The organism is Streptomyces sp. NPDC006516 (assembly GCF_040611875.1).
Taxonomy (GTDB): Bacteria; Actinomycetota; Actinomycetes; order Streptomycetales; family Streptomycetaceae; genus Streptomyces.
Window position 1 is genome coordinate 228,899 of record NZ_JBEXPD010000013.1, and the last position, 6,376, is coordinate 235,274.

A 6,376-nucleotide genomic window follows, 5' to 3' on the forward strand; every position below is an offset into this window, starting at 1 on the left:
TAGTCGATGGTGCGTGCGAGGAGCGTGGGGCTTGTTAGCCTGCGCGTCACACGCATCGCTTTCAACGGGGGAGGCCCGCATGGGTGTTGAGGAGAACGTCACCACGGATGTCGCGACCGCGACCGCGGTGGTCGCGGAGACGGCTGCCGAGGAGGTGGCGACGCTCGCCGCGGCGACCGTCGTCTATCCCATCGCGCCCGGCTACCGGGTCAACGTGCGCAGGGGGCCGGGCACGCAGTACGGGATCGTCCGGACACTGCCGTACGGCATGAGCGTCCCGGTCTACTGCCAGATGCCGGGGGAGTGGATCTCCGGTCCCTACGGCACGTCGAACCTCTGGGACAACATCGCCAACGGCCAGTTCGTGTCCGACGCGTACGTCCGCACGGGCAGTGACGGCTACATCGCTCCGCGCTGCGACTGACGGAGCCGGTGCCCGCCCGGGGATAATCGATCCCGTGAGCGAGAACAGCGAAGCATCCGGCACGCCCTCCGGCAGCACGGCGCCCGGCGCCGCCACACCGGGGCCGCAGCCCGAACCTCTCCGTTTCTTCGGTACGACCTGGGTCGACCACGACGGCGGGTACGGGCTGCGGCGGGTGGGGGCCACCGTCGGCTCCCTCGTGGCAGCCGTCGCCTCGTGCTTCGTCCTGCGCTTCGCCTACCAGGGGCTGGAGATCGCCGAGGTCGGCAGCTTCGTCGGTCTGCTCGTGGTGCTGATGTTCGCGGTGTGCAGCGCCATCGCCTTCCGCAGGACCTGGGAGGGCTTCACCCGCCGCCCGGCCGATCCCTCCCAGGAGGACAGGCTGCGCGGCCTGAAGTCGATCGGCTTCATCGGCTCGCTGCTCGCCTACTTCTTCCGCTCCTTCACCGAGGCGCCGGGCGAGAAGCTGCGGCGTACGGAGTACGAGACGGCCCTCGCCCAGTACGCGAAGCGCCGCTCCTCCCGCACCGGGAACCCGGCGGCCCGCAAGAGCGCCAAGGGCAAGCGCCCCGGACGCCGCTAGAACCGAGCGCGATCGCGCCCCGGCGCACGCCGGGGCCCGGGCACGATGAACCATGCCCGCTTCAGCGCCCCGCGCCCTCTCGTTCGATCGTGCCGCCGCCCTGTACGCCGCCGCACGCCCCGCATACCCGCCCGCTCTCCTCGACACCGTCGAGGAGCTGACCGGCCGCCCCCTGAGCGGCTCCCGTGTCGTCGACGTCGGCGCGGGGACGGGCATCGCCACCCGCCTCCTGCGCGCCCGCGGCGCTCTGGTCACCGCCGTCGAGCCGGGGCCCGGCATGGCCGCAGAACTGCGGCGGTCGCTGCCCGCCGTCCCCGTGGTCCGGGGTGACGGCAACCGCCTCCCACTGGCCGACGCGTCGGCCGACCTGATCACCTACGCCCAGTCCTGGCACTGGACCGACCCCGACCGCTCGCTCCCCGAGGCGCTGCGTGTCCTGCGGCCCGGCGGCGCCCTGGCGCTCTGGTGGAACGTCGCCGACCACTCCGCCCCCTGGACAGCCGAGCAGGACACGCGGCTGCGCCGCCACTTCGGCACCGGCGACAGCGCCCACGGCTCACCCGGCGGCGCGGGCTCGCGAAACCTCCGGCAGCTGCCCGGCGGGGAGTTCGCGCAACGGCTGCTCCGGTGGTCGCGCACGGTGCCGGTCGACACGCATCTCGCCAACCTCTCCAGCCACTCCGCGTTCCTGGTCCAGGGCGCCGAAGGCGAGGCGTCCACCCGCCGCTTCCTGGACGAGGAGCGCCGTCACCTGGCCACGGTGTTCCCCGACGGCCAGGTCGAGGAGCGTTACGTGGTGGAGGTCGCGGTGCTGATCCGCTGACCGCCCCGGCCGGGCCCTCCGCATCCCTTGACGAGGCACTCCGGCCGGATCAATATTCATCACATGATGAATTCCTTGCGCGCGACAGCCACGAGCGCCGTCGAGGCCCGCGCCCTCACCGTCGTACGAGGGGACCGCACGGTCCTCCGCGGCCTCGACTTCACCGTCGAGCCGGGCAGGATCACCGGTCTCCTCGGCCCGTCCGGCTGCGGCAAATCGACCCTCATGCGGGCGGTCGTCGGCAGCCAGGCCAAGGTCACGGGCGCCCTCCACGTCCTCGGCCGCCCAGCCGGCCACCCGGCCGTACGTAACCGCGTCGGCTACGTCACCCAGGCGCCCTCGGTCTACAGCGACCTGACCGTCCGGCAGAACCTGGACTACTTCGCGGCCGTGCTCCTGCCGGGCCGCGCGCACCGCGCCGCACGCGAGGAGGCCGTCACCCGCGCCATCGGCGACGTCGACCTCGCGAGCCACGCCGAGGCCCTCGCCGGTGAGCTCTCCGGCGGTCAGCGCAGCCGGGTCTCTCTCGCCGTCGCCCTGCTCGGCACCCCCGAACTCCTGGTGCTCGACGAGCCGACCGTCGGCCTCGACCCCGTACTCCGCCGCGACCTGTGGAACCTCTTCCACAGCCTCGCCACCGAGCGGGGCACCACCGTCCTCGTCTCCTCGCACGTCATGGACGAGGCCGAACGCTGCCACCGGCTGCTGCTCATGCGCGAAGGCGAGATCCTCGCCGACGACACCCCCGACGCCCTCCGCACCCGTACCGCCTCCGCCACCGTGGAAGACGCGTTCCTCCACCTGGTGGACGAGGCCGCGGCCACCCGCCAGGAGACGACCCGATGAGCACCGCCGCCCCCGCACTCAGCACGGCACGCACCCTGGCCACCGCCGCACGCGTCCTGCGCCAGCTCCGCCACGACCCCCGCACCATCGCCCTGCTGCTGGTCCTCCCGGTCCTCCTGATCACGCTGCTGCGCTACGTCTTCGACTCCGGCCCGGGCACCTTCGACTCCATCGGCGCCTCGCTGCTCGGCATCTTCCCGCTGATCACGATGTTCCTGGTGACCTCGATCGCCACCCTCCGCGAACGCACCTCGGGCACCCTCGAACGCCTCCTCACCATGCCCCTCGGCAAGGGCGACCTGATCGCCGGGTACGCACTCGCCTTCGGCGCCATCGCCGTCGTCCAGTCCGTCCTGGCGACCGCCGTCTCCGTATGGGTCCTCGGCCTCGACGTCGTCGGCTCCCCCTGGCTGCTCCTCGTCGTGGCCCTGCTCGACGCCCTCCTCGGCACGGCGCTCGGCCTGTTCGTCTCGGCCTTCGCCACCTCCGAGTTCCAGGCGGTCCAGTTCATGCCGGCGGTGATCTTCCCGCAGCTCCTGCTGTGCGGGCTCTTCACCCCGCGCGACCAGATGCATCCCGTCCTGGAGGCCGTCTCCGACGTCCTGCCGATGTCGTACGCCGTCGACGGGATGAACCAGGTCCTCACCCACACGGACATCACCGCCGACTTCTACCGCGACATCCTGATCGTCGCGGGCTGCGCCCTGCTCGTCCTCTGCCTGGGCGCGGCCACCCTCCGGCGCCGCACCGGCTGAGGGCGCGGTGCGAGGATGGCGGTGCCACACCAGCACCGAGCACCGCCACCCGGAGGATGAACCGCATGACCCAGACAGTCGCAGTCCTCGGCACAGGAAAGATCGGCGAGGCCCTGCTCAGCGGCATGATCCGGGCGGGCTGGCGGGCCGCGGATCTGCTGGTCACCACGCGCCGCCACGAGCGCGCCGAAGAACTCCGCGCCCGCTACGGCGTCCGGACGGTCACCAACGCGGAAGCCGCCAAGAGCGCCGACATCCTCATCCTGGCGGTCAAGCCCCAGGACATGGGCAGGCTCCTCGACGAGCTCGCCCCCCACACCTCCGCCGACCGCCTCGTCATCACCGCCGCCGCGGGCATCACGACCGGTTTCATCGAGGACAGGCTCACCGAGGGAACCCCGGTCGTACGCGTCATGCCGAACACCCCCGTCCTGGTCGACGAGGGGATGTCCGTCATCTCGGCGGGCAGCCACGCCACCGCCGAGCACCTCGACCACGCCGAGGAGATCTTCGGCGGCGTCGGCAAGACCGCCCGCGTCCCGGAGTCCCAGCAGGACGCGGCCACCGCCCTCTCCGGCTCGGGACCCGCGTACTTCTACTTCCTCGTCGAGGCCATGACCGACGCGGGCATCCTGCTCGGTCTGCCCCGCGCCCAGGCGCACGACCTGATCGTCCAGGCCGCCATCGGCGCGGCGGTCATGCTCCGGGACAGCGGCGAACACCCGGTGAAGCTCCGCGAGGCCGTCACCAGCCCGGCCGGCACGACCATCAGCGCGATCCGGGAGCTGGAGAACCATGGCGTACGGGCGGCCCTCATTGCCGCGCTCGAAGCGGCCCGCGACCGCAGCCGTGAGCTGGCCACCGGCAACGGCTGACCCGCGCTACCGCACGGCGGCCACCAGCTCCTCGCTGCGCACCACGTTCGCGAACCCGCCGCCGTGCAAGGTCACGGCGGTGGCCCGCGCCAGCTCGTCGGCGCTCAGCTTCCAGCCCCAGGGACCGACCGCGTCGAACGTGTAGGTGGCGTCGAGGGCGAAGAAGACCTCGTAGCCCAGATTGCCGCCCATGCGCGCCGTCGTCTCCGCGCACATGTTGGTCTGTATCCCCGCCACCACGAACTGCCGCACCCCGGCCTCACGCAGCCAGGCGTCCAGATCGGGTGTGCCGTAGAAGGCGGAGTTCACCGACTTCGTCAGGAACAGCTCGGGGCCCGTGCCCTTTCCGCGCCGCTCCGCGACGTATCCCTTGAAGTGGTTGCCCGGGTCCCCCACCCGCAGCGGCGAGCCGGGCTTCTGCGAGTCGTGCCGGACGAACACGACGGGCCTGCCGCTCGCCTGCCAGGCATCGAGCAGCTCCGCGATGTTCCGGTCGGCCTCCGGGTTGTTGCGAGGACCCCAGTACTCCTCGTCCTCGAATCCCTGCTGTACATCGACGACGACCAGCGCCGCGTTCTCCGTGATCTCCATACCCCTCACTCTGCTCGCCGCGGCGGTCCGTTCCCAGAGGCATGAAAGTCATCGACCGATGCTTTACTGCCACCATGACCGCGCCCCCGAGCCGCCCCGCCCGCATCGCTCTGGTCGCCTTTCCCGGTATCCGCGCCTTCGACGTCTCCGTCATCACGGAGGTGTGGGGCGTCGACCGCACCGACCGGGGGGTGCCGGCCTTCGACCTGCGCCGCGCCGCCGACGGCCCGGAGCCGGTCCCCCTGCGCGGCGGCCTGTCCCTCACTCCCGACCGCGCGCTGGCGTGGCTCGACCGCGCGGACCTGGTCGTCGTCCCCGGACTCGACGACCACGTCACGCCGGCCCCGGCCCCGGTGCTCGACGCCCTGCGCCGCGCCCACGGCAGGGGTACGCCGATCGCCGCGCTCTGCGGTGGCGCGTTCACGCTCGCCCAGGCAGGACTGCTGGACGGCCGCCGGGCGGTCACCCACTGGAACCTCACCGAACTGCTCACGGAGCGGCACCCACGGGTGAGCGTGGTGCGGGACGCGCTCTTCGTCCATGAGGACAACATCTGGACCTCGGCCGGGACCGCGGCGGGCATCGACCTCTGCCTGCACCTCGTACGGACGAACCACGGGGCGGAAGCGGCGGCGACGATCGCGCGTTCGATGGTGACGGCACCGTTCCGTACGGGCACCCAGGCACAGTTCATCGAACACCCCACGCCCCGGGCCGACCGGGACGCGGACGCGCTCGCCGAGGTCCGGGCCCACGCACTGACCCGTCTGGCGGAGCCCCACACCGTGGCCGGGCTCGCCGCCCTGGCCGGCATGTCGCCCCGAACCTTCGCCCGGCAATTCCAGGCCACGACGGGGACGACACCGATGCGCTGGCTGATCACACAACGCGTCGCCGCAGCCCAGAAGCTGCTGGAACGAACCGACTTGGCCCTCCCCGAGGTCGCCCGTCGCGCGGGCTTCGGCAGCGAGGTCACGATGCGCCAGCACTTCGCGGCACAGCTGGCCACCAGCCCGCGCGACTACAGGCTGGCCTTCCGCGACGCAGGTGGCGGGAGGGGGGTTGACACGCCCGTCCCCGATCCGTAGTGTGCTCCGAGTTGTCCGACGTGAGCGCCGACTCCGGTCGGTCCCCGGACAGCCATTCCGCAGGAACCACTCGAAACGAACGACATCTGTCGTGTCGTTTTAATGTGCGCACGTGCGAAATGAGGAATGAGCGTTCGAAGGTGACCCGATTAGCGTCGGGGCCGGGGATTCCGCTAAAGTCTCACTCGTCGGAACGGCCCAACGGCCGGGATGGCAAAACCCGCTGACTGGGAATCAGGCCCGAAAGGATCTGATAGAGTCGGACTCGCCGGAAAGGGAAACGCGAAAGCGAAGAGCTGGAAAGCGAAACAAGCAGTAACCCGCTTCGACCGGGAATCGGACACGAAAGAGTCTGATAGAGTCGGAAACGCAAGAACGAAGGGAAGCGCCC

The 6,376-nt window shown here is 71.2% G+C and carries 8 protein-coding genes; 7 read left to right on the top strand and 1 reads right to left on the bottom strand.

What is annotated here, in order from left to right:
* Positions 1 to 79 precede the first annotated feature (79 nt).
* From ABZY45_RS28930 to proC, 6 genes are all read left to right on the top strand, one after another.
* The gene (locus tag ABZY45_RS28930; protein ID WP_356744536.1) at positions 80 to 424 is read left to right on the top strand and encodes an SH3 domain-containing protein; all 345 of its coding nucleotides are present in this window, start codon (positions 80 to 82) and stop codon (positions 422 to 424) included.
* 34 nt (positions 425 to 458) lie between these two features.
* Positions 459 to 1,007: a hypothetical protein gene (locus tag ABZY45_RS28935; protein WP_356744538.1), complete on the top strand. Its 549-nt coding sequence runs from the start codon at positions 459 to 461 to the stop codon at positions 1,005 to 1,007.
* Between the two features lie 52 nt (positions 1,008 to 1,059).
* Entirely contained in the window at positions 1,060 to 1,830 is a 771-nt protein-coding gene (locus ABZY45_RS28940) for a methyltransferase domain-containing protein (RefSeq protein WP_356744540.1), read from the top strand.
* A gap of 63 nt (positions 1,831 to 1,893) precedes the next feature.
* Positions 1,894 to 2,676 (top strand): ABC transporter ATP-binding protein, encoded by a 783-nt coding sequence (locus tag ABZY45_RS28945; RefSeq protein WP_356744542.1) that lies wholly within the window; start codon positions 1,894 to 1,896, stop codon positions 2,674 to 2,676.
* A complete protein-coding gene (locus ABZY45_RS28950) occupies positions 2,673 to 3,431 on the top strand; it encodes an ABC transporter permease (protein WP_356744544.1) in 759 nt (252 codons plus the stop codon). Before ABZY45_RS28945 ends, ABZY45_RS28950 begins: the two co-directional genes overlap by 4 nt.
* Before the next feature lie 65 nt (positions 3,432 to 3,496).
* Positions 3,497 to 4,306, top strand: a complete 810-nt coding sequence (proC, locus tag ABZY45_RS28955) for a pyrroline-5-carboxylate reductase (RefSeq protein ID WP_356744546.1) — start codon at positions 3,497 to 3,499, stop codon at positions 4,304 to 4,306.
* Positions 4,307 to 4,312: 6 nt separating this feature from the next.
* Here proC and ABZY45_RS28960 read toward each other — a convergent pair whose 3' ends face one another.
* The gene (locus tag ABZY45_RS28960; RefSeq protein WP_356744548.1) at positions 4,313 to 4,897 is read right to left on the bottom strand and encodes a cysteine hydrolase family protein; all 585 of its coding nucleotides are present in this window, start codon (positions 4,895 to 4,897) and stop codon (positions 4,313 to 4,315) included.
* Between the two features lie 74 nt (positions 4,898 to 4,971).
* Between ABZY45_RS28960 and ABZY45_RS28965 the strand changes: the two genes are divergently transcribed.
* Positions 4,972 to 5,985, top strand: coding sequence for a helix-turn-helix domain-containing protein (locus ABZY45_RS28965; protein WP_356744550.1), 1,014 nt, complete (start codon positions 4,972 to 4,974; stop codon positions 5,983 to 5,985).
* Positions 5,986 to 6,376: the final 391 nt, after the last annotated feature.